At 72.4% G+C, this 21,296-nt stretch carries 14 protein-coding genes; 6 read left to right on the top strand and 8 right to left on the bottom strand.

Annotated elements, in window-relative coordinates:
- Positions 1 to 159 precede the first annotated feature (159 nt).
- The 3 genes from G443_RS06170 to G443_RS06160 all read right to left on the bottom strand — a co-directional run bounded on the left by G443_RS06170 (position 160) and on the right by G443_RS06160 (position 4,669).
- Positions 160 to 1,905 carry an ABC transporter ATP-binding protein gene (locus G443_RS06170; protein ID WP_026420389.1) on the bottom strand — a complete coding sequence of 582 codons (1,746 nt, stop codon included), beginning with the start codon at positions 1,903 to 1,905 and terminating at the stop codon, positions 160 to 162.
- Positions 1,902 to 3,728, bottom strand: a complete 1,827-nt coding sequence (locus tag G443_RS06165) for an ABC transporter ATP-binding protein (RefSeq protein ID WP_026420388.1) — start codon at positions 3,726 to 3,728, stop codon at positions 1,902 to 1,904. Before G443_RS06165 ends, G443_RS06170 begins: the two co-directional genes overlap by 4 nt.
- Before the next feature lie 389 nt (positions 3,729 to 4,117).
- Complete coding sequence (locus G443_RS06160; protein WP_162147338.1) at positions 4,118 to 4,669, bottom strand: TetR/AcrR family transcriptional regulator; 552 nt, start codon at positions 4,667 to 4,669, stop codon at positions 4,118 to 4,120.
- Between the two features lie 124 nt (positions 4,670 to 4,793).
- Here G443_RS06160 and G443_RS06155 point away from each other — a divergent pair, with 124 nt between their 5' ends.
- Complete coding sequence (locus tag G443_RS06155; protein ID WP_026420387.1) at positions 4,794 to 6,086, top strand: MFS transporter; 1,293 nt, start codon at positions 4,794 to 4,796, stop codon at positions 6,084 to 6,086.
- Between the two features lie 326 nt (positions 6,087 to 6,412).
- On the opposite strand, the gene G443_RS06150 is transcribed toward G443_RS06155, so the two are convergent.
- On the bottom strand, positions 6,413 to 7,222 hold the full coding sequence (locus G443_RS06150) for a class I SAM-dependent methyltransferase (RefSeq protein ID WP_035293026.1): 810 nt from the start codon (positions 7,220 to 7,222) through the stop codon (positions 6,413 to 6,415).
- A 346-nt stretch (positions 7,223 to 7,568) separates the two neighbouring features.
- On the opposite strand from G443_RS06150, the gene ykgO reads away from it, so the two are divergent.
- Positions 7,569 to 7,691: a type B 50S ribosomal protein L36 gene (gene ykgO / locus G443_RS06145; RefSeq protein WP_016698990.1), complete on the top strand. Its 123-nt coding sequence runs from the start codon at positions 7,569 to 7,571 to the stop codon at positions 7,689 to 7,691.
- Positions 7,692 to 8,444: 753 nt separating this feature from the next.
- On the opposite strand, the gene G443_RS06140 is transcribed toward ykgO, so the two are convergent.
- The 4 genes from G443_RS06140 to G443_RS06125 all read right to left on the bottom strand — a co-directional run bounded on the left by G443_RS06140 (position 8,445) and on the right by G443_RS06125 (position 16,799).
- Positions 8,445 to 12,395, bottom strand: coding sequence for a Dyp-type peroxidase (locus G443_RS06140; RefSeq protein ID WP_245588942.1), 3,951 nt, complete (start codon positions 12,393 to 12,395; stop codon positions 8,445 to 8,447).
- Between the two features lie 799 nt (positions 12,396 to 13,194).
- Positions 13,195 to 14,370: a bifunctional 2-methylcitrate synthase/citrate synthase gene (locus G443_RS06135; RefSeq protein ID WP_051314326.1), complete on the bottom strand. Its 1,176-nt coding sequence runs from the start codon at positions 14,368 to 14,370 to the stop codon at positions 13,195 to 13,197.
- A gap of 54 nt (positions 14,371 to 14,424) precedes the next feature.
- Entirely contained in the window at positions 14,425 to 15,318 is an 894-nt protein-coding gene (gene prpB, locus G443_RS06130; RefSeq protein WP_026420385.1) for a methylisocitrate lyase, read from the bottom strand.
- Positions 15,318 to 16,799 carry an MmgE/PrpD family protein gene (locus G443_RS06125; RefSeq protein WP_026420384.1) on the bottom strand — a complete coding sequence of 494 codons (1,482 nt, stop codon included), beginning with the start codon at positions 16,797 to 16,799 and terminating at the stop codon, positions 15,318 to 15,320. The genes prpB and G443_RS06125 overlap by 1 nt, the downstream gene beginning before the upstream one ends.
- Before the next feature lie 279 nt (positions 16,800 to 17,078).
- Here G443_RS06125 and G443_RS06120 point away from each other — a divergent pair, with 279 nt between their 5' ends.
- The 4 genes from G443_RS06120 (at position 17,079) to G443_RS06105 (ending at position 21,285) form a co-directional block, all read left to right on the top strand.
- On the top strand, positions 17,079 to 18,485 hold the full coding sequence (locus tag G443_RS06120) for a short-chain fatty acyl-CoA regulator family protein (RefSeq protein ID WP_026420383.1): 1,407 nt from the start codon (positions 17,079 to 17,081) through the stop codon (positions 18,483 to 18,485).
- A gap of 108 nt (positions 18,486 to 18,593) precedes the next feature.
- A complete protein-coding gene (locus G443_RS06115) occupies positions 18,594 to 18,872 on the top strand; it encodes a hypothetical protein (RefSeq protein WP_026420382.1) in 279 nt (92 codons plus the stop codon).
- Between the two features lie 495 nt (positions 18,873 to 19,367).
- Positions 19,368 to 19,679, top strand: a complete 312-nt coding sequence (locus tag G443_RS06110) for a hypothetical protein (RefSeq protein ID WP_026420381.1) — start codon at positions 19,368 to 19,370, stop codon at positions 19,677 to 19,679.
- 274 nt (positions 19,680 to 19,953) lie between these two features.
- Positions 19,954 to 21,285, top strand: coding sequence for a UDP-glucose dehydrogenase family protein (locus G443_RS06105; RefSeq protein WP_026420380.1), 1,332 nt, complete (start codon positions 19,954 to 19,956; stop codon positions 21,283 to 21,285).
- The last annotated feature ends 11 nt before the right edge of the window (positions 21,286 to 21,296 follow it).

Below are 21,296 nucleotides of genomic sequence, written 5' to 3'. Positions count from 1 at the left end.
GCGCGCCAGCCGGCACACCGGGCGAGCCGGAGCGCACCGATCCGCCGGACACCCGAGGGGAGATCCGCCGCGTACCACCCCGGTGCGCATCGCGCGGGCACGGGACGGACCCGTCCCGGCCGGGCTGACCTCCCCGGCCGGGACGTCGGCGGTGGCGGATCAGGGGGCCGGTGCCGCCCCGATGTGCCAGCTCCGCGCGTGCTCGTACTGGTTGTACAACCGGGCGAAGGTGCCCCCGGTCGCCCGCAGCTCGCTGGGGGTCCCCGCCTCGGAGACCCGGCCGCCGTCCAGCGCGATCACGTGGTCGGCGGTGGCCAGCGTCGCCGGCCGGTGCGCGATCACGATCACCGTCCGGTTCGGGTCCTGCGACAGGTTCGCGATCGCCTCGCTGATCGCGCCCTCGTTCTCCGGGTCCAGCGCCGACCCGGCCTCGTCGAGCAGCACCACCCGCGCCTTCTTGAGGAACGCGCGGGCGATGGACACCCGCTGCCGCTCGCCTCCCGACAGCTGGGCGCCCCCCTCCCCGACCTTCGTCTGCCAACCCTGCGGCAACCGGGCCACGACCTCGTTGAGCCGGGCCGCCCGCGCCGCCGCCATCAGCTCCTCGTGGGTCGCGTCCGGCTGGGCGATCCGCAGGTTCTCCTCGATCGTCGTGTCGAACAGGTACACGTCCTGGAACACGATGGCCACGTCGCTGAGCAGCACCTGGTGGTCGAGTTCCCGGACGTCCACGCCGCCGACCCGTACGCTGCCGGAGTCGACGTCGAAGAACCGGGCGATCAGCCGGGTGACCGTGGTCTTGCCCGACCCGGACGGCCCGACCAGCGCGGTGGTCGTGCCGGGCCGGCACCGGAAGGACACCCCGGACAACGCCGGCGTCCCTCCGTAGGAGTAGGTGACGTCGGAGAACTCGATCGTCGCGTCCTTCAACTCGCGCACCGGCTTCGGGTGGTGCTTCAACGCCGGGGTGTACAGGATGTTCTCGACCCGGGTCACGGAGTTGTCCATCGCGTGCAGGGTGCCCAGCAGCTCCGTCAGGGTGCCGAGCGGCTCCAGGAACCGCACCGCCAGCACCAGCAACGCGACCGCGTCGGCGACCTGGAGGGTGCCGCTGAGCAGGAACTGCGCACCCAGCACCATCACCGCGACGAACCCCACCATCACCACGGCGGTGTAGGTCAGGTCGGGGACCAGCGAACGACGCAGGCCCTTGCGGTACCGCGTGCGGTGTTCGTCCAGCGCGTGCCGCATCCGGGCGGTGCCGGTGGTGCCGTGACCGGCCGCCCGCAGCACCGGCTGGGCCTGCCCCATCTCGATCGCCCGGCCCGCGATCTCCGTGGCCGCCTCGTCGAGCTCGCGGTCCGCCTCGGCGGTGATCCGCCCGGCGCGCCGCAGGGCGAGGAAGGCCACCGGCAGGATCGCCAGGAACAGCAGCGCCAACCGCCAGTCGACGAAGAAGGTCACCACCACGACCGTCGCCGGCACGACGGTGCCGGTGATCGCCGGTGGTCCGAACGTGGAGGCCAGCTGGGCCACGTTGCCGGCCGACGTGGTCACCGTGCGGGACAGCTTCGCCTTGTTCCCCCCGGTGAACCAGCCCAGCGGCAGGGTCGCGGCGTGCCGCATCAGGCGGTGCCGCAGCTGGGCTGCCAGGCTCATGCTCGCGGCGAAGCCCACCGGGGTGGCGATCATCTTCAACACCCCGTACACGGCGGCGCCCACCGCCCCGGCGACCAGCCACGGCGTGGCGGCGGCGAGATCCGGTTCCGGACGCAGCAGCGCCCGCAGGATCGGCACCAACATGCCGAGCAGCACGCCCTGGAGGATCGCCAGGACCAGGTGCAGCAGTCCCATCCGCACCAGCACCCCGGGATGCGGGTACAGGCGGTACAGGTGGCGGATCATGCCGTGTCTCCGTTCTGCTGGGCCCGCCACATCCGCGCGTACAGGCCGTTGCGGGCGAGGAGGACGGGGTGCGACCCGACCTCGGCGACCCGACCACCCTCCAGGACCAGGATCTGGTCGGCGCTGGCGATGGTGTGCAGCCGGTGGGCGATCACGATCACCGTCTTACCGGCGATCAGGGTGGCCAGCGCGTCCTGGACGGCGGCCTCCCCGTCCGGGTCGAGGGCGGCGGTGGCCTCGTCCAACACCACCACCGGAGCGGCGGCCAGGATCGCGCGCGCGATGGTCAGCCGCTGCCGTTCACCTCCGGACAGCCCGCCACCCACCGCGTCGAGCACGGTGTCGTAGCCCTGCGGGAGGCGTTCGATCACGTCGTGGATCTGGGCCGCCCGCGCCGCCTCGCGCACCTGCTCGTCGGAGGCGCCCGGACGACCGATCCTGATGTTCTCCGTCACCGTGTCCCGCAGCAGCGCCACGTCCTGGAAGACCAGCGTCATCGAGGACAGCAGGGTCTCGGAGGACATGTCCCGGACGTCGACCCCGCCGATGCGGATCGCTCCGCCGGTCACGTCGTAGAACCGGGGGAGCAGGCTGGCCAGCGTGGTCTTGCCCGCGCCGGACGGCCCGACCAGCGCGGTCACGGTGCCCGGCTGGCAGCGCACGCTGACGTCCTCCACCGCGTTGGTGGCCCCGTCGTAGGAGAAGGTGACCCGGTCGAGCTCGATGTCGTGCCCGGTCGGGGTCCTGGGCTCGGCGGGCTCCGGCAGGGCCTCCCGGTTGAGCAGGGCGTCGATGCGCCCCGCCGCCATCCGTGCCTTGCGCAGACCCTGGTTGCCCTGGATCAACGGGGTGAGGGAGGTCGGCAGACCCACGCCCACCACCAGGAACGGCAGGATGTCGACGAAGGTGAGCTCCCCGGCCGTGACGAAACCGAGCCCCGCCGCGAAGACGACCGCGAGGACCGTGACCTCGGAGTTGAAGAGCTGGCACAACGCCGAGCTGTACCGGACCTCGGAGACCCAGGTGCGCATCGCCGCGGTGTGCTCCCGCACGGCGGCGCCGAACCGGTCGAGCAGTCGGCCGTTGATGCCGAAGGCCTTCACGACGCTGATCCCGTCGGCGTACTCGACGCTGGCCGCGCTGATCCGCCCCTCGGCCGCGAGCAGCCGAGCCATGTGGGCGGGCATCGAACGCATCGAGACGCGGTAGGCGAGCAGCATCATCGCCGGGACGGCCAGCGTGATCAGCGCCATCCGCCAGTCCACGAACAGCAGGTACCCGAACCCGACGAGGATCGCCGTCGCCCCGGCGGTGATCTCACCGAGGGCGTGCGCGATCAGCTGGTGCATCTCCTCCAGGTCGTCGGTCATGGTCTTCTTCACCTGGCCGGAGCCGGCCGAGCGGAACCAGCCGAGGGGGATCACCCCCAGCCGCCGCACCAGCCGGACCCGGATGTCCCTGAGCATCTCGGCGTCCGCGTAGTGGCCCACGTGGGAGGAGAAGCCCAGCAGCACCAGGCGCAGCATCGCCCCCAGGCCACCGATCGCGACCCAGGTCCAGACCGTGGGGGCGGCGGCGGCAGCGCTGGGTGCGGTGAGCACCGCACGGGCGATCTCGGCGATGGCCAGGTAGGGGAGGAATCCCGCCGCGGCGGCGAGCGCGGACAGCACCCCGCAGGTGATGAAGTGGCGACGGACCGGCCGGAGGAGGCGAGCCGCCGCGCCGACCCGGACCAGGGTGGGGTTGTCCTCCTCGGCGGGGCCGCGTGGGGGGTTGTCGAGTGGGGCGGTGCGCTCCGCCGTGGTCGTGTCCGTCGTTGTCATGAGCCTTCCTCGTCGTGGAGGTCATGTCGCGTCGCCGCGTGGTCAGGGCGCGGTCGGCGTGCCTGGTCGGCTGCCTGTGTGGCGCCGGGACCGGCCCCGGGGCGACGGAATGACTGGCAGTCAGTCACCACTCAAGGCTAGGCTAACCTAATCGGAAAGGTCGAACCAGGGTCGTCCGCCGGACCGGGCGTTGGGTACCCCGGCGGAGGCCGTGCACACCAACGGGCGAACCACGGGAGCCGGGAGGTGACTTCCGGAGCGAGGCGGTGAGGGCGTTGCGAGACGGCGTGGTGCCGGGTGCCCGACGACGGGTGGGGGCGCGCGCGAGCCCCCGTGGACACCCCGAGGCCCGGCCGGGGCGGGCGGGTCAGGCCCCGGGGCCCGGGTGCTCAGGTCGCGGGCGCGAGCAGGATCCGGCAGAGCCGGGTCACCTCGGCGAGCATGCGGTCCTCGTCCGCCGGTGTGTGCAGGATGTGGTCGGCCGTCCCGTGCATCGCGTGGTAGAGGATCACCGCCGTCGCCGTGGGGTCGGGGATCGTCGCCCCGATCTCGACCAGCAGGTCGCGCAGCGCGTCCACCGCCGGGTTGTCCTCGGGGCCCTCTGGCCGGGACGGGTGGTGGAACAGCAGGTCGTGCAGCCGGACGTCACGCCGGTACTCGTCGATCCCGCTGAGGATCCACCGTTCGATCTTGTCGACACCCCCGCTGGGCTCGGCAGCCTGCCGCTGGTTGCTCACGAACCGCTGGACGTACCGGTCCCGCAGGGCACCGAGAAGATCGTCCTTGTTCGTGAAATGGAGGTAGAAGGTCCCCTTCGCGACGCCGGCACCAACGGTGATGTCATCGACCGTGAGGGAGTCGATGCCGTCCTGAAGCACGCGTGATTCGGCGGCGTCGAGCAATTCACTGCGACGCTGCTCGCCCGGTTTCGTGCGTGCCACCTCATCCCCTTTCGGTCCGGAACAGCGTATACAACGCGATCCCGTGCCGCACACAGCGCTGTTTGCGCGAACTGTTGTATTCACCGTGACTGCCGGTCAGTCATGCCAATTGTAGGGAGAGACGATGCGGGGCACTGAACACGGTGTCGTACCGGAGACCACGACCGGCCCACCCGGGCGGGCCGGTCGATCGGAACCCGGCCAGCTGGGGCGAGCGCACCGGCTCGGCGTCATCACCGCGCTGTTCCTGGTCGCCGACATCGGCTACTCGTTCTTCTTCGGAGCGCTCGGCACGATCCTGCTCGGCCGGGGGGTCTCCCTGGGCACGGTGGCGCTGATCAACCTGCTCGGCGTCGTCTACTTCAGCCGCTTCCTCATCGGTCCGGTGATCGACCGGTTCGGCTCGGTCCGGTTCGGCCACTACCGCACGTGGCTGCTGTCGACGCAGGTCGTGCTCGTCCTGTTACTCGTCGTCCTCGCCGGACTCGATCCCGTGGACAACCTGGGGCCCACCCTGGTGCTGATGACGCTGCTCCTGGTCATCTCGGCCTTCCACGACACCGCGATCAACGGCATGGCGGTCCGCCTGCTGCCGCCGAGCGACTACGGCGTCGCCAACGGCATCCAGGTCGCGGCGGCGAGCCTGTCCATCCTCATCGGCTCCGGCGGCGCCCTGTTCCTCTACTCCCACGCGGGTTGGACGACGACCCTGCTGGCCCTGGCGGCGGTCTTCCTCATCCCCCTCGCCGTGCTGGCGCGGCTCGTCGAGCCGGTCGTGCGGCCCGCCAACCGGTCGGAGCCCTGGCGGGCGCTGCTCAGCTTCTTCCGCCAGCGGCGGACCGCCGTCTGGACGCTGCTGGTGATCCCCGTCTTCCTGCTCGGTGACTGGCTCGCGTCCGCTCCGCAGTCCGCGATGCTGCTGGCGGTCGACTGGTCGCTCGACGAGATCGCGCTGGTCCAGTACACGCTGGCGGTCGCGGCGCAGGCCGCCGTCGCCCTGGTGGCGGGCGCCCTGATCACCCGGTTCGGCCGTTCCGCTCCCGTCGTGGTGACCGGGGTGGTGGGGGCGGTCGCGACGGCATGCCTGCTGCCCCTGGCGTTCGGCGGCGGCGGGTACGGGCTGACGGCCGGGGCGTTGGTGGTCATGGCCGTCGCCTACGGGGCCAAGATGACGTGGGTGTCGACCATCTCGATGGAGCTGGCCAGGAAGAGTTCGGCCGCGACCGACTACACGATCCCGATGTCCATGATCGGGATGTGCCGGATCGTCCTCAGTTCGGTCGGGCTGGGGCTGGCGGGCGTCACCGGGTACCCGGTCATGATCGCCAGCTCCGTCCTGGTCACGCTCGCCGGTGCCGCCGTCGCGCTCGCCTGGACGAGGCGGCACGTGTCCGGCGGAACCACGGCGGGCGGCTGAGCTACCTCGGGGGCGGCGGTCGGCTCAGGTCCGCCCCCGCCGCCCCCGGCGCCGGGATGGAGCGGGCGGACGCTCCCGGCGCCGGTGGTGTCGGCCTCTCCCGGGAAATGCGCCGGGAACATTGTCGGTCGCGGTGGGGAAGGGGAGTTCCGCGCGAGCCGCGCGGCGACAGCCCCGAAACCGGCTTCGCGGCGGGCGCGGGCGAATAGGATGTCGCATCCCGTTTCCGGCTCATGACTCTCGGTGCGGGAATGGTGATTCCTGGAAATGGTTTTCGCACCCGGCCGAGTCCACCGACTTCCTCGGGTGGCGACCGTCATCCGGCCTCAGCGCCGACTCCCGGTGCCCACCAGGGTTGTCGCGTCCAGCTCGGTCACGTCGTCCTCGGCGAGGAGCTCCAGGTAGCGGCCGCGGACCGCCTCGATCCCCTCCTCGTCGAGGGGGTCGAGGGCCGCGCGGAAGCCGGAGCCGAGGACCACGAGCCAGGCGATGTCGGGCGTCATGGGCAGCCGGTGTTCGTGGACCCGCACCACGACGTCGTGCAGGCCCCGGTCCCGCAGCCAGTCCGTGAAGCCCTCGACCGTCCGGATGTCCCGGGCCGGCGGCGGGGACGGGGGCGGCCCGGAGGGCGGGGTCCCGAGCACCTCGGACACGGCCCTGCCCAGGCGCGCGCCCGCCGCCTCCATCGCCCCGCGCCGCCAGACGGTCAACCCCACGCGGCCCCCGACCCGTGCCCGGCTGACGAGGTGATCGGTGCCGGCAGCCATGTCGGGGAAGAAGAAGATGCCGAGCACGGCCTGGACGACGTCGTACCCCGAGGGCTCCCAGGTGGTGACGTCGGCCGAGGAGGCGCGGAGCTGGGGCAGGTCGGAGGCATGCCGCCGCAGGCGGTCGATCATCGGATCCGAGATGTCGACGGCGTCCACGGCGCCGTCCGGTCCCACCAGTCGGGCGCTGGGCAGTGCCGAGGCCCCGGTCCCGCAGCAGGCGTCCAGGACCCGTTCCCCGGGGCGGAGCGCCAGGGCGGCCACCGTGGCCGCCCCGATCGGTTCCCACAGGTGACGTCCGAGTTCGTCGAAGTGGGCCGTCGCCGTGTCGAAGGAGGGGCGGTCCACCGGAAGTCGATGCGCGGTCATGTCGAGAATGATAATCATTTCAGCCCGAAGGCGGGTGTGGCTCCAGTGGGCCAGGGTTCCCGGCCTCCTCCGGCGGTCCGGCGCCGGGTGTTCGCCCCGTCTCGCGCCCGACCCTGGGTGTCGTCGGCCGGGAATGATGAGCATGGATGAAAATGAAAATCGTTGTCGTGTACGGTGTCCGGGGATGCCCTCCCATCCACGACGGTGGTGCCCCGCCCAGGGGCACCACCCGGGGCGCCGCACGGGGACGCCTCCCTCCGCCCCGCAGGGCGGACGAGGGCTCCGCCCCACCGGGTCCCGGTGCCGGGGCACCGCCACGAGGGCCGTCGACACGAAGGAGAAGCTCATGAAGGTCCGCAGGTCACTGCGATCGCTGAAGAAGAAGCCCGGGGCCCAGGTCGTGCGGCGCCGGGGCAAGGTGTACGTGATCAACAAGCGGGATCCCCGCAACAAGGCCCGCCAGGCGTGAACCGCGCCCCGGGGGCGGGAACTCCCGGTCCGTGAAAGGCCGCTCCGGCGGCGGAGGCCGCACCGCCTCCGCCGCACGCGACCCGGTGCCTTCCCCGGGAGGAGCGGCCCGGGGAGGCCCGCGTCTCATGTCGGCCCGGCCCACGACCGCGTCACCACTCGCCAGCGGCGCCCCATCCCGCGATGGCTCGGTGAGGGGCGCCGCCGAGCTGGTGGTGACGCGGGAGCACCCCGAGCGCGGTCGAGCGAACCTGGTCCACGGGCGGCGGGTGGCCGCGACGGAGGTGCCGGCGTCCCGAGTCAGGGACCGAGTCCGCCGCGGTTCCACCCTCGCGCCGCGCCCGTCCTCGCCGGGCCGGAGTGGACGACATCCCACCCGGCGCGAGGCACTCCACGCCAGCCAAGCCCGCCGCCGGACCCCGGGCGACGGCCAGGGGAGACCCAGGCCGGCACCAGGCCCGCCGGCGTTCGCGGCCCAGCCCGCCCTGCAACGACCAGGGCGAGGTGGCCGGGGCACCGGCGCGCGGGGCTCGCCCACCAGCCAGCGATCGTCCGGGCGGCCGCGAACCCGCGACCGCCCCGTTCCTCGCGGTCGCCCCGCCCGGTGGGGCGACGGGACGCCGGGCATCACCGGTCGCGGCTGACCGCCGCACAGCCGGCGACCGGCCGGCGACCGGCCAGCCCACCACCGGAGTGGTGGAGCCAGCCGGCACGCTCGATCCGGTGCCGCCGTCGGCGGCCCGCTGTCCCTTCCTCAGCCCTCCGTCATCACGCTGATCGGACGGCGCTGGTGGGTGCGCTGGTGGGCCGGGAACATCGAGATGAAGAACTCCGACCAGCCGCCCATCCGCACGCGCACCACGTCGTACTTCTCGGGGTCGCGGCACGCGCCCTCGAAGGTCTCCGGGTTGGCGCACGTCACCGTCAGCAGGTTGGACCCCTCACCCGAGGCGAACTCGCGGATGACGCGGGTCAGCGCGTCCAGCCCGAAGTCCTCCCGGATGTTGTAGTCGGTCGGGGCGATGTCCCAGAACGACTCGCTGCCCGCCCCGGTCATCCCGCGCAGCGTGGTCAGGAAGTCGGCCTCCTGGTGGTCCACCGGCCGGTCGGCGGGACTGGGGGTCGGGCTCAGGTCGGTGGCCAACGGTTCGCCGGCCCGCCGCCCCTCGGCGGAGGCACCGCACATCGCACCGAACTCCAGGTAGTTCTCGAAGGTCCCCACCCCCGGCTGGAGCTGGATCCCGAACGGGTGCTCCGGGCTCCCGTACCGCTCCGCCAGCTCGACCAGCGTCCGCGCGGTCGGCTGGGCCGGGTCGGTGAGGGTGCTCATCACGGTGGCGGACACCCGCTGGAGGAACTCGTCGCCGAAGGCGTCGACCTCCTGGTCCCCCCGGCCGTACCGGGGCAGGGCCAGCGCGGCGGCCCGCAGGTCGCGGAACCGCTCCGCCCGCGCGGCGATGCGGCCCTCCCCGGCCAGCGTGCTCACGAAGGGTTCGACCATCGACTCGCCCCAGTCGCACATCAGCGCCTCGACGAGCTCGGGCAGCGAGGTCACGGCGGTCGTCTCGTCGAAGACCAGCTTCCGCACCGCCCACAACGAGTTGATCGTGTTCGGCAACGCCGTGAAGCACGGCCCGATCACGTTGTAGCGGGCCCCGCCGGCGTAGTAGTCCATGCCCTTCTCCAGGCAGTCGTCGACGAAGACCGACAGCAGCGGGGACGGGCAGACCGCGCTCATCTTCCCGTAGACGCCGAGCTGGCCGTCCACCTGCTTGGCGTACGACCAGGACAGGTGCCTGAAGAAGATGTCCAGCACCTCCTCGAAGGAGCCGATGTCGTTCGGCTTCGGCGAGGTGAACGAGACCCGCTGCCCCCGGAACCACATCGGTCCGGCGGTCAACCACGACTTGCCCCGGTTGAGGGTGGCCTCCAGCAGCTGGAGGGTGTTGAGCCCGCCGAGGGTGAACCAGTTCTTGCCGACGAACTGGGGTTCGTAGCACCCGTCGCAGGCGTAGTCGCGGGCGACCTCGAGGGGCACCTCGCTGCTCCAGGAGTCGCCGGCCCTCTCCCGCACCGGGGTGTACTCGCCGGTGTCCGGCCCGTCGCCGATCTCCTCGCCGCTGCGGACCAGACCGGGGATGACCTTCTCGTCGTTGATCAGGATCGGGTGCGCGCCACCGCTGAGCAGGGCCTTGGCCGCCTCCTCCGCGTACTCCGCCGGCATGTCCCGGCGCACCCGCAGGGACAGGCAGGGCGCGTTCAGCGGCAGCCGGCGGGCGGCGCGCAGGCACAGCATGGTCATGCGGTTGTAGGCCGGGTCACCGCTGCCCGGGGAGTCGTTGGCCACCGTGCCACCCACGGTGATCTGCTGCACCCACTGGTTGTTGGCCGCGCCCTGGGGGTAGTTGCCGGCCATCCCGCCCATCGCCATGTTCCCGTCGGGCTGGTGGTCGTCGACGAACATGCGGTTCCACAGCACGTTCCCGCCCAGCTTGACCCACAGGCAGTCGAGGATCTCCTGGGCCTGCTCGTCCTCGTTGGCGGGGCTGAGCACGCCCGAGGCGATGTCGGACTCGTAGAAGGGCTGCAACAGCTGGTCCAGCCGCCCGATCGCCGTCGGCTCCCCGATGAGGTGCAGGCAGGAGTGCATGGTGAAGATCAGCTGGGCCGCCTCCAGCAGCGTCTCCGGGGCGTCGGTGGACAACCGCCGCATCCGTGACTCGACCTCGGCGAGGTTGGCGCGCTCGACCTCCCGCGTGGCCGGCAGGGCGTCCGCCGTGGCCGCCGCGAGCTCCGCGAAGGCCAGGCAGTGGGCGCGGACCCCCTCCAGGGCCAGGTGCACGGCGGTGTAGAACAGCCGGGTGTCCTCGTCCTCGGCGGCGTCCCGCAGGGCGGCGACGTCCTCGGCGAGCCCGCCGAGGCCCCGCCTCAGCAGCTTCTCGTAGCCGGGGACCACGTGGCCCACCCCCGAGGCCGGGCCGAGGTTCTGGAAGAAGTTGGCGAGCTTCTCGTCGTCCCGGGTGTAGTCGATGACGTACTTGCCCTGGCCCAACCCGAGGGTGGGCATGCCGCCGACGATCAGTTCGAGCGGTTCGATGTGGTAGGTGTCGGCGCCGTTGACCCAGTTGCCCTCGGCGTCGCGCCGCCGCCCCCGGAACCCGTACTCCTCGCTGGCGAAGACGCTGCCGAGGCCGAGGCGCACCGTCCACCCCATGCGTTCCATCACCGGCCGCGCCATGATCTCCTCGGCCGCCTCCGCGCCGAGTTCGCGAGTGAGGTAGTACGACAGGTGCTCGGGTTCCTGCTGGACGCGGTCGAAGTACCAGTTGTCCTGCCAGCGGGAGAACGCCGCCGCGACCAGCCGGAGCACCCGCTTGGTGGGGGGCAGGTAGTGGTCGCGGTCCTCACCGGCGGCGGTGCTCATCTGGTAGAGCCAGTCGCGGTGGTTGTAGAACATCAGGCCGTTGGTGGACCGCTCGGTGAAGTGCCGGTCGAGTCGACTCCAGTCCATGCCGGGGAAGTCGTCCCACCCGACCTCGTCGAGGTCGTCCAGGTCGGGCAGGTCCAGCCCCAGCACGGTGGCGCTGGGCACGAAGTAGACGCCGCCGAGGTTGGAGTGGACGGTGGAGAGCAACCGGTCCGCCATGTGACCCTCGTGCGAGCCCACCTGCCGGTCCATGATGGTCTCCAGGATGCCGGCGCGTCGCGCGTAGCCGGCGAAGTAGACCCCCTGCTCGTCGCGGAGGCTGGCGCCCTTGAACCGGAGGTCGTTGTTGGTGGTGGCGTCGCTGCGCCCGTAGGGGAGCCCGAGCCGGAGTATCCGCATCGTGTCGCCCTGGGCGTCCTGCGCCCGGGCGCACTTGATGTGGCTGCGTTCATCCCTGGTGGGGACGATGATGTCCTCCGCGGTGCGCCCGACGAGGTCCTCGATCTGGTCGGGGCCCATGTTGAGGATGTGTTCCCAGTTGAACGCGAACCGCTGGGCCAGTACGAACGAGGACCCGGCGTAGGCCGGGTCCTCGTTGCCGACGATCGTGTGGGTCTCCAGGGTCACCGGATCGGTCGGGTTGTTGAGGTTCTCGGAGAACCGGCAGCCCAGGACCTTGCCGCCCAGCTTCTTCTCACCCGTCGCCTTGGTGTCGGCCCGCTGCTGCTCCCGGTGCCGGGCGACGCACCCCTCCTCGTCGAGGAGACGCTCCAACTCCTGGTAGACCCCGTCGCAGTGCCCCTCCTCGTCGGACTTGAGGTGGAACCACAGGTCGGCGTCGGAGTCGACGAGGGTCCCGCCGGACCGCTCGAACACCGTGGACGTGGGCGACCCGTCCTTCCGTTTCGCGGGCAGGTCGAAGCGCATCCCGGTCGGGGGTTCCATGCCCTCCGCGGCGCAGATCTCGTTCCACAGGCAGAACCCCACGCCGACCACGGCGGTGGTGTTGGCGTCACCGAAGCGGGAGTGGATGATGTCCCGGAGCGAGGACATGACCCGCCGCAGCAGCGCCAGGGTGATCTTGGTGCCCTCCGGCGCTCGCCAGAACGTCGCGAAGAGGGCGTGCGGGGACGGGTAGACCAGACCGCGCTGGACGTGGCGCCACACCTCGTTGCCGCCGAGGACGTCACCGGGGGGAACCGGGCGCGCGAGGGGAACGTTCCTGGGTGCGGGGACCGTCGTTTCCGTGGACTCGGTACTGGTCGTTGAATCGGGCACTGTTTCCCTTTCCGTGGGGAATTCGGAACTGAGGTACTGCTCGGCCGTGTGCGTGTCACCCGTCCGGACGCATCACGGTTCTTCGTGGTGGAGGAAATCTCGCCGCGCGCCACCCGGGTGCGGTGTGAGAACGGGACCCGCGCTCGCGCATGCCGGCCGGTGGCCGATCACCACGCGGCTGACCAGGGGAGACGGGGGTCCCGAAGAGCGAGAACCGTCCTCCGGTTCGTTGGTCCGGAGCGCGGGGAGGAACAGGCAATGCGGCCGTTTCTGTCGTGTGACGGCGGGGTGGGAGGCGGAGAACGGAAATCGTGGATGGTGCGCGCCACCGTCCCGGCGGGCACCCGACAAGATAGCGACGAGGTAACGCGTCAACAATCACTCGACAGTGGGAAAGAATGGGGAAACCCGGGTGACATAGCCCGGTGGTTCCCCTGAAGGGCCGCCACCTTGAGGAGGAATTCGGTGGGGGAGGGCCGGCCGGCGACGGCGTGACCCGCATCAGGAGCCGCGCCACCAGCGATGGGGGAGGACACCGACGACAACCGCGCCGCGCGGGCGGCCCAGCACGCGGTCGAAGGCCCTGCGCCGTTCCGGCCCGTGGCGGTCCCGGTGGCGCGGACCCGGGAACGGTGCTTCGGACCCGTCGCCAGCGGGCCCGGACTCCCCGGGCAGCGGAAGGCCCCGGTCCCGGCGGGGCCAGGACCGGGGCGGGTCGCGGTCGGCGGCGACTACCCGGCGGAGGTGCCGCCCCGACGTCGCCGCACCCGGGGGACCCGGGCGGGTGCGGCGGGCCGGCTCAGCGAACGCGACGGGCGGGGGAGCCGTCCTCCGCGGCCGCCCTCGGCGCGGGCGGCGCACCTCGGCCCACCCGCCGCTCGGCCGGCCCGGTGTAGAGGCTCGTCGGGCGGATCAGGCTGTTGCGGGCCAACTGCTCGGCGATGTGCGCCGTCCACCCGGTGATCCGGGCGGCCACGAAGATCGGCGTGAACGTCGGGGTGTCGAACCCCATCAGGTGGTAGGCCGGCCCCGCCGGGTAGTCGAGGTTGGGGTGCAACCCCTTCTCCCGCAGCATCGCCGAGGCCAGTGCCTCGTACATCGCCAGCAGGTCCTCCCCACCCCGCGCCTCGACGACCTCGCCCAGCGCCGCCCGCATCGTCGGCACCCGGGAGTCGCCGTGCTTGTAGACGCGGTGGCCGAACCCCATGATCCGCCGCTTCTCCGCCAACGCCCGCGACAACCAGCCCTCCACCCGGTCGGCGCTCCCGATCTCGGCGAGGGTCGCCATCACCGCCTCGTTCGCCCCGCCGTGCAACGGGCCCTTGAGCGCCCCCACCGCCGCGGTCACCGCGCTGTAGAGGTCGGAGAGCGTGGAGGTGACCACCCGCGAGGTGAAGGTGGAGGCGTTGAAGCTGTGCTCGGCGTAGAGCACGAGGGAGATCTCGAAGGCACGGACGATCGCCGGTTCCGGCACCTCCCCGAAGGTCATGTACAGGAAGTTCTCCGCGTAGCCCAGGTCAGCCCTCGGCTCCAGCGGCAGCAGGCCCCGGCGCCGCCGCTGGGTGAGCGCGACGGCGGCGGGGAGCGCGGCGAACAACCGGAGGGACTTGGCGTGGTTGGCCGCCGGGGAGTTGTCGTCCTCCCCGGGGTCGTTCGCGCCGAGCACGCTCACGGCGGTCCGCAACGAGTCCATCGGATGGGCGGTCGGGGGCAGCGCGAGCAGGAGCCCGACGAGGTCCGGCGGCAGCGCGCGCAGCCCGCGTTCCTCCGCGTCCTGCGCCGCGAGCTGCTCGGCGGTGGGCAGCTCGCCGTGCCAGAGCAGGTGGGCGACCTCCTCGAACCGACAGTGCTCGGCGAGGTCCTGCACGGCGTAGCCGCGGTAGGTGAGCGAGTTGGTGTCGGGGTTCACCGAGGAGATGCCCGTCGTGTCGGCCACGACGCCGGCGAGTCCCCGGTGGACGGTGGGAGTGGACATCGGTGTCCCCCTTCGGCTGGGGCGCGGCGCCCGGCGGGCAGCCGCGACGAGGGCTCAGACGCGGAAGTCGTGCACGGAGGAGTCGAAGGTCCCGTACCCCGCGTAGTCCACGAGGTCGTACAGCTCCCGGCGGTGCTGCATCCGGTCGAGCAGTTCCGCCTGACCGCCCTGGTCGGCGATGGTCGTCAGGCCGTCCTCCGCCGCGCGCATCGCCAGCCGCAGCAGCGTCACCGGGTAGATGACCAGGTTCACCCCGAGCGATTCCAGGGTGCTGGTGCTCAGCAGCTCGCTCTTGCCGAACTCGGTCATGTTCGCCAGGATCGGGACGTCCACGGCCGAGCGGATGCGCTCGAACTCGGATGCGCCGGCCATCGCCTCCGGGAAGATCAGGTCCGCCCCGGCGTCCTGGTAGGCCCGGGCCCGTTCCACGGCCTCGGTCATCCCGAGCACCCCCCGCGCGTCGGTCCGCGCGGCGATGACGAAGTTCGGATCGCGCCGAGCGGTCACCGCCGCCGAGATCCGCCGCACCGCGGTGTCCCGGTCCACGACCTCCTTGCCGTCGAGGTGCCCGCAGCGTTTCGGGTTGACCTGGTCCTCCAGGTGCAACCCGGCCACCCCGGCGTCCTCCAACGCCTGCACCGTGCGGGCCACGTTCATCGGCTCCCCGAACCCGGTGTCGGCGTCCACCAGCGCGGGCAGGTCCGTCATCCGCGCGATCTGCTGGGACCGGCCGGCGACCTCCGTCAGCGTCGTCAGACCGATGTCGGGCAACCCGAGGTCGGCGGCCAGGACCGCGCCCGAGACGTACACCCCCTCGAAACCGGCCCGCTGGATCAGCCGCGCGGACAACGGGTTGAAGGCGCCGGGGTACCGGAGCAGCCGCCCCGACGCCAGGTCGGCGCGGAACGCCGACCGCTTCTCGGCCGCCGAGGTCGTCGAGTACAGCATCAGAAGATCCCCTTCGTCGCGGGCGCCGGGTCGGAGAGCGAGGGGAGCGCGAGGGCCGCCACCTCCGCCGCGTCGAGCTCCGGCAACCGGGTGACCGCGTCGAGGAAGCGGTCCTGGTCCTCCGAGGGCACCACCCCGTCGGCGAGCTCCCGGAACTTCGCCACGTACTGCTCCCTGGCGAAGGGGCGGGCGCCCGCCGGGTGCGCGTCGGCCACCGCGATCTCGTCGGCGAGCACCGTGCCGTCGGCGAGTTCGACCTCGACCCGACCCCCGAACGCGGGTTCCGGGGCGTGGTAGCGCCGGGTCCACTCCGGGTCCTCCACGGTGCTCACCCGACGCCACAACTCGACGGTGTCCGGGCGGGTGGCGCGGGAGCGTTCGTAGGAGCGCTGGTGGTGCCAGCTGCCGTCCTGCAGGGCGACGGCGAAGATGTAGGGGATCGAGTGGTCGAGGGTTTCCCGGCTGGCGTTCGGGTCGTACTTCTGCGGGTCTCCGGAGCCGGAACCGATGACGTGGTGGGTGTGGTGGCTGGTGCGGATCAGCACCCGGACCACCTTGTCGGTGTCGCCGATCCTCGGACCCAGCCGGCGGGCGAGGTCGATCAACGCCTGGCTCTGGTACTCGGCGGAGTGCTCCTTGGTGTAGGTGGCGAGGATGGCCCGCTTCGGTTCGCCGGGGGCGGGCAGCGGGACCGTGTACCGGGCCTCGGGACCGCCGAGCAGCCAGGCGATGACCCCGTCCTCACCCTCGTAGACCGGGCTGGGCGCGCCCTCACCGCGCATCGCCCGGTCCACCGCCTCCACGGCGACCTTGCCGGCGAAGGCGGGCGCGTAGGCCTTCCACGAGGAGATCTCCCCCTTGCGGGACTGCCGGGTGGTCGTGGTCGTGTGCAGGGCCTGCCCGATCGCCTGGTGGGCGGTGGCGGTGTCCAGGCCGAGCAGGGCGCCGATCCCGCCGGCGGCGGAGGGGCCCAGGTGGGCGATGTGGTCGATCTTGTGCTCGTGCAGGCAGATGCCGCGCACCAGGTTGACCTGGAGTTCGTAGCCGGCGGCGATCCCCCGGACGAGGTCCGCCCCGGTGGCCCCGGTGTGCTGGGCGACCGCGAGCACGGGCGGGATGTTGTCCCCCGGGTGGGAGTAGTCGGCGGCGAGGAACGTGTCGTGGAAGTCCAGCTCCCGGACCGCCACCCCGTTCGCCCAGGCCGCCCACTCCGGCGAGTACCGGCCGGCCGTGCCGAACACCACCGCCCCCGGCGAGGCGGGGTGCCGGGTGGCCTGGTCCCGGGCCGCGAGCACGGGGCGACGCGCCAGGGACGCCGCGGCCACCGCCGCGTTGTCGATGACCCGGTTGATCACCATCTCGGTGACCTCGGGCTCGACGGCCACCGGGTCGGTGGCCACGGCCGCCAGCTTCCAGGCCAGCTGTTCCTCCCTGGGCAGGGGCTCGGCTGACGGGTAGGTGCGCACCACGTGGTCGATCATCACTCTCCCTGAGGTCCCTCGAGTGGGCGGCGGGCGCCGGGCGGTTCGGCGCGGCCACCACCTCGCCGGCCGGTGGCGGAACGCCTCCGAGGAGGACGAGTTCCCCGGCCGGGGCTTCCGGTGGGGGCCCGCTCCTCGGCTGGTTCCCGTCCCTTCCTGTGAAGCTTGTGACGCCCTCACCGAAATCGTGGCACCGCGAACCGGCCGCTGCTACCTCTCCTGGCTGCCAAGTGTTGTGAAAACTTCGCCCTGATCTGTGAAGCTTGTTAACGTCCTCGGGTGGAGAAGATCTACGCGGGAGCCCGGCTCCGGCAACTGCGGCGGGACCGGGGCCTCAGCCAGGTCGCCCTGGCCAGGTCGCTCGACGTCTCGCCGAGCTACGTCAGCCAGCTGGAACACGACACCCGACCGCTGACCGTCCCGGTCCTGCTCCGGCTGACCGAGACGTTCGGGCTGGACGCCGAGTTCTTCGCCCCCCAGGACACGGTGCGCCTGGTCGCCGACGTCCGGGAGGTCTTCGCCGACGCGGCGGTGGCCGACACCCTCTCCGCCGGCGAACTCGACGAGCTCACCGCCAACCTCCCCGGGGTCGCCCGCGCGCTCGTCGGCCTGCACCGCCGCTACCGGGAGGCCACCGAGAACCTCGCGGCGATCACGGGCGGCCGCGATCCGGAGCGGGTCGCCGGCCCCATGCCGCACGAGGAGATCCGCGACTACTTCTACCAACGCCAGAACTACGTCGCCGAGCTCGACGAACCCGCCGAACGCCTGGCGGTGGAGCTCCGCCTGCGGCCAGGGGAGGTGCGCCCCGCCCTCGTCGCCGCCCTCGCCGACCGCCACGGGGTCGAGGTGACCACGCGGGGTATCGAACCCGGATCGGACCAGCACCGCTACGAGCCCGACCGGCGGGTCCTGCACCTCGCGCCGACGCTGCGGCCGGGTCAGGCCGCTTTCCGGCTCGCCTCCCAACTGGCGCTCCTGGAGGTGGGGGAGGTCATCGACCGGCTCGTCGCGTCCTGGGCCTTCGGCAGCGGCACCGCCCGCCGCCTGGCCCGGATCGGACTGGCCAACTACTTCGCCGGCGCCCTGGTGCTGCCCTACCGCACCTTCCTCGGGGTCGCGGAACGGTACCGGTACGACATCGCCAGGATCTGCGACCACTTCGGGGTCGGCTTCGAGACGGTGTGCCACCGGCTGTCGACCCTCCAACGGCGCAACGCGCGTGGCGTGCCGTTCTCGTTCGTGCGGGTCGACCGGGCGGGCAACATCTCCAAACGGCAGTCGGCGACCGGGTTCCACTTCTCCCGCGTCGGGGGTTCCTGCCCGTTGTGGGTCATCTACGAGGCCTTCGGCTCCCCCGGTCGGGTGCTCACGCAGATCGCCGAACTGCCCGACGGCAAGAAGTACTTCTGGATCGCCCGCACGGTGTCCAGGACCACCGGCGGCCACGGCGACCCGGGGAAGACCTTCGTCGTGGGCCTGGGCTGCGAACTCCCGCACGCCCGGCGACTCGTCTACTCCGACGGGTTGGCGCTGGGGGAGGAGGCCCGGGTCACGCCGATCGGTATGGGATGTCGGGTGTGCGAACGCCCCGCCTGCCCGCAGCGGGCGTTCCCGTTGCTGGGCCGGCCGCTGCGGGTGGACGAGAACAGCAGCACCACCCTGCCCTACCCGCCGGCTGGCTGATCCGTCGCCGGAGGACGTGCGCGCCTCCCGTCAGGAGGCCTGCCGCAGCCGGCGACTCTCCCTGGCCCGCAGCCGCCCCGAGTCCACCCTCCGCGGGACCCGGTCGTCGTGGGCGCCGACGACCGCCCACCCGAGATCCCCTACCGACCCCGAGGGCACTGCGCCCAGATCATGGAACCCGACCTGTTCGCCGCCCTCGCCGCCCTCGTCTTTCCCGGCCACACCGCCGCCCACCTCACCCGGGGCCGCACCGACGTGGACGTGTGGACCGCCTGCGGGATCCGGGCACCGGCGGCCGACACCGAACCGCTCAGCCTGCTCACCCCCGGCCTGGAGCTCCGCCTGGCCTGCTGGCTGCCCCGCCACGAGGAGGCGGGACCGTGGTGAACCCCCACGCCCCGCCACCCGGCTCACCCACGCGCTACGCGGGACACCTCGACCCGTCGGCCCCGGTCAGGGTGCTCACCGCCACCGCCTGCCGGGTGCACGACCTGACCGTGTCGGGCGCGGCCGTGCTCGAAGTCGTCGCCGACGGTCCCACCACGGCCAGCGCGGTCCGCCACCAGGTGGGGCTGTCGCACCCGGCGTGGGAGACGGTCCGCAGGCACCTCCAGTGCCGCCACCTGCTGCTGCGGGGCGTGGTCCGTACCAGCCCCGCCCCCGGGGCGCCCGTGCCACGCCGGCACCAGCTCACGGAAGGGGGGTCGGGAGTTGGTGGGCCGGCTGACTCCGCTGCTGATGATCGTGCTGGATCACGTCGAGTTCCGGGACCAGGGCAGCCGTCGTCCCTCCCACGGCAGGGTGTTCGTCCGCCGTCCTCCGCGTTTACCCGCGAGTGGGTGTCCGGTAGCCGCCCGCCATTTTCCGGCGTGGTCGGGCGCGGTGACCATGGCCCACGACGTGACCGGCGCCCGCCGTTCGGTCCTCGCGGAGTTCACGGCCGAGGGAGGGAACCCGATGCGCGCGCTTCCCCCAGCGCCGGACCTCCCGGTCCAGGTTCGCGGACCGCTCACCTGTCACCCGGGTGCGCGACGTCCCGCCGGGGAGGGGCCCTCCACCTGCGTGCGTCGTGACGAGGTCCTCGGCCTGCTCGGATCGGGTGGCACCACGAGCGTCGGCGTGGGCACCACCCGGGTGCTGCGCACCGCCGGTGAGGTCACGACGTCGCGTTCGCGGTGGCCGTGGTGCCGATGACCTCCACCGGTCCGCCCCAGGTCCCCCCGCCGCCGTCCGGTGACCTCCCCGTCGGGCAGGCGGTGTGCGCGCTCACCCCGCTCACCTACGCCAGCGAGCCTCCGCGGGCGGTGACCGCGCTGCCCGTCCCGCGCCTCCCGCTGCCCGTCGCCGCCGCCGTGCTCGCGGCCGCCGCCGTGCTCGCGGACCGCGCGGCGCCCACGGGCTGGGCCGGTGTCCGCGCCACCCGCCGCCGGGCCCTCCAGCAGGCAGTTCCGAGGCAAGGAGAAGCCCCGTGTACCGCTACACCGTCGCCGTCATCGGGAGCGGCTACGTCGGACTCACCACCGGAGCGTGCCTGGCCTCGCTGGGACATCGCGTGCGGTGCGCCGACATCGACTCCGCCAAGGTCGACCGCCTCCGCCGGGGCGAGGTCGACATCCTCGAACCGGGGCTGCCCGAGCTGATCCGGCAGGGCCAGGCCTCCGGGCTGCTCGCCTTCGAGGTCGGGTCGGCCGGGGCGGTCCGCGACGCCGAGGTGGTCATCCTCTGCCTGCCCACCCCGATGGGGCCGGACGGGACGGCCGACCTCACGGCGGTGTCGGCGGTCCTGGCGGAGACCGGAGCACTGCTGGCCCCGGGCTGCGTCCTGGTGAACAAGTCCACCGTCCCGGTGGGGACGGCGCGTGGGATGGCGGAGATCCTGGGCCGCGACGACGTCCACGTCGTCAGCAACCCCGAGTTCCTCCGCGAGGGCAGCGCGGTGGCGGACTTCCTCTCACCCGACCGGATCGTCGTCGGTTCCGACAGCCGCCGCGCGGCCGAACGGGTCCTCGCCCTCTACGCGCGGCTCGGGGCGCCGGCCGTGCTCACCGACGCCACCAGCGCCGAACTGGTCAAGTACGCGGCGAACTGCTTCCTCGCCACGAAGCTGTCCTACGTCAACTCCATCGCCGAGCTGTCCGAACGCCTCGGCGGGAACATCGCCGACATCCTCACCGGCATGGGCTACGACCAGCGGATCGGCCAGTCCTACCTGCGGCCGGGGCCGGGGTGGGGCGGGTCCTGCCTGCCGAAGGACACGATGGCGCTGCTGCGGGTCTCGGAGTCGGTGGGTTTCGACTTCCCCCTCCTCGCCGAGGCCGTCCGCACCAACGAGCGGCAGCGGGAGCGGGTGGTGGACAGGGTCGAGGCCGCCTGCGGTGGGTCCCTCGACGGGCTCCGGCTCGGGCTGTTGGGCCTCACCTTCAAGGCCGGAACGGACGACCTGCGTGACTCGCCCGCGCTGGCGATCGCGGAACTGCTGGTGCGCCGGGGTGCCGAGCTCGTCGCCCACGACCCGGCGGTCGCGGTGACCCGGGAGATCCCCGGTGACGCGGTGGCGGTCACCGACGACCCCTACCAGGCGGCGAAAGGCGCGGACGGGTTGGTGCTGCTCACCGAGTGGCCGTCGTTCCGGGCACTGGACTGGTCGCGGGTGGCCGGGCTGCTGGCCCGGCCCGTCGTCGTCGACACCCGCAACCACCTCGATCCCGACGTGCTCGCCGGCGCGGGGATCACGTTGACCGGTTTCGGTGCCGCCCCCGGGGCGGCCCGTGCCGAGCCCGACCTGGTCCCCGAACCCTGACCGGGTCGACC

Source organism: Actinoalloteichus caeruleus DSM 43889 (assembly GCF_000429185.2).
Lineage (GTDB): Bacteria > Actinomycetota > Actinomycetes > Mycobacteriales > Pseudonocardiaceae > Actinoalloteichus_B > Actinoalloteichus_B caeruleus.
This window is presented reverse-complemented; position numbering and strand designations above follow the sequence as displayed.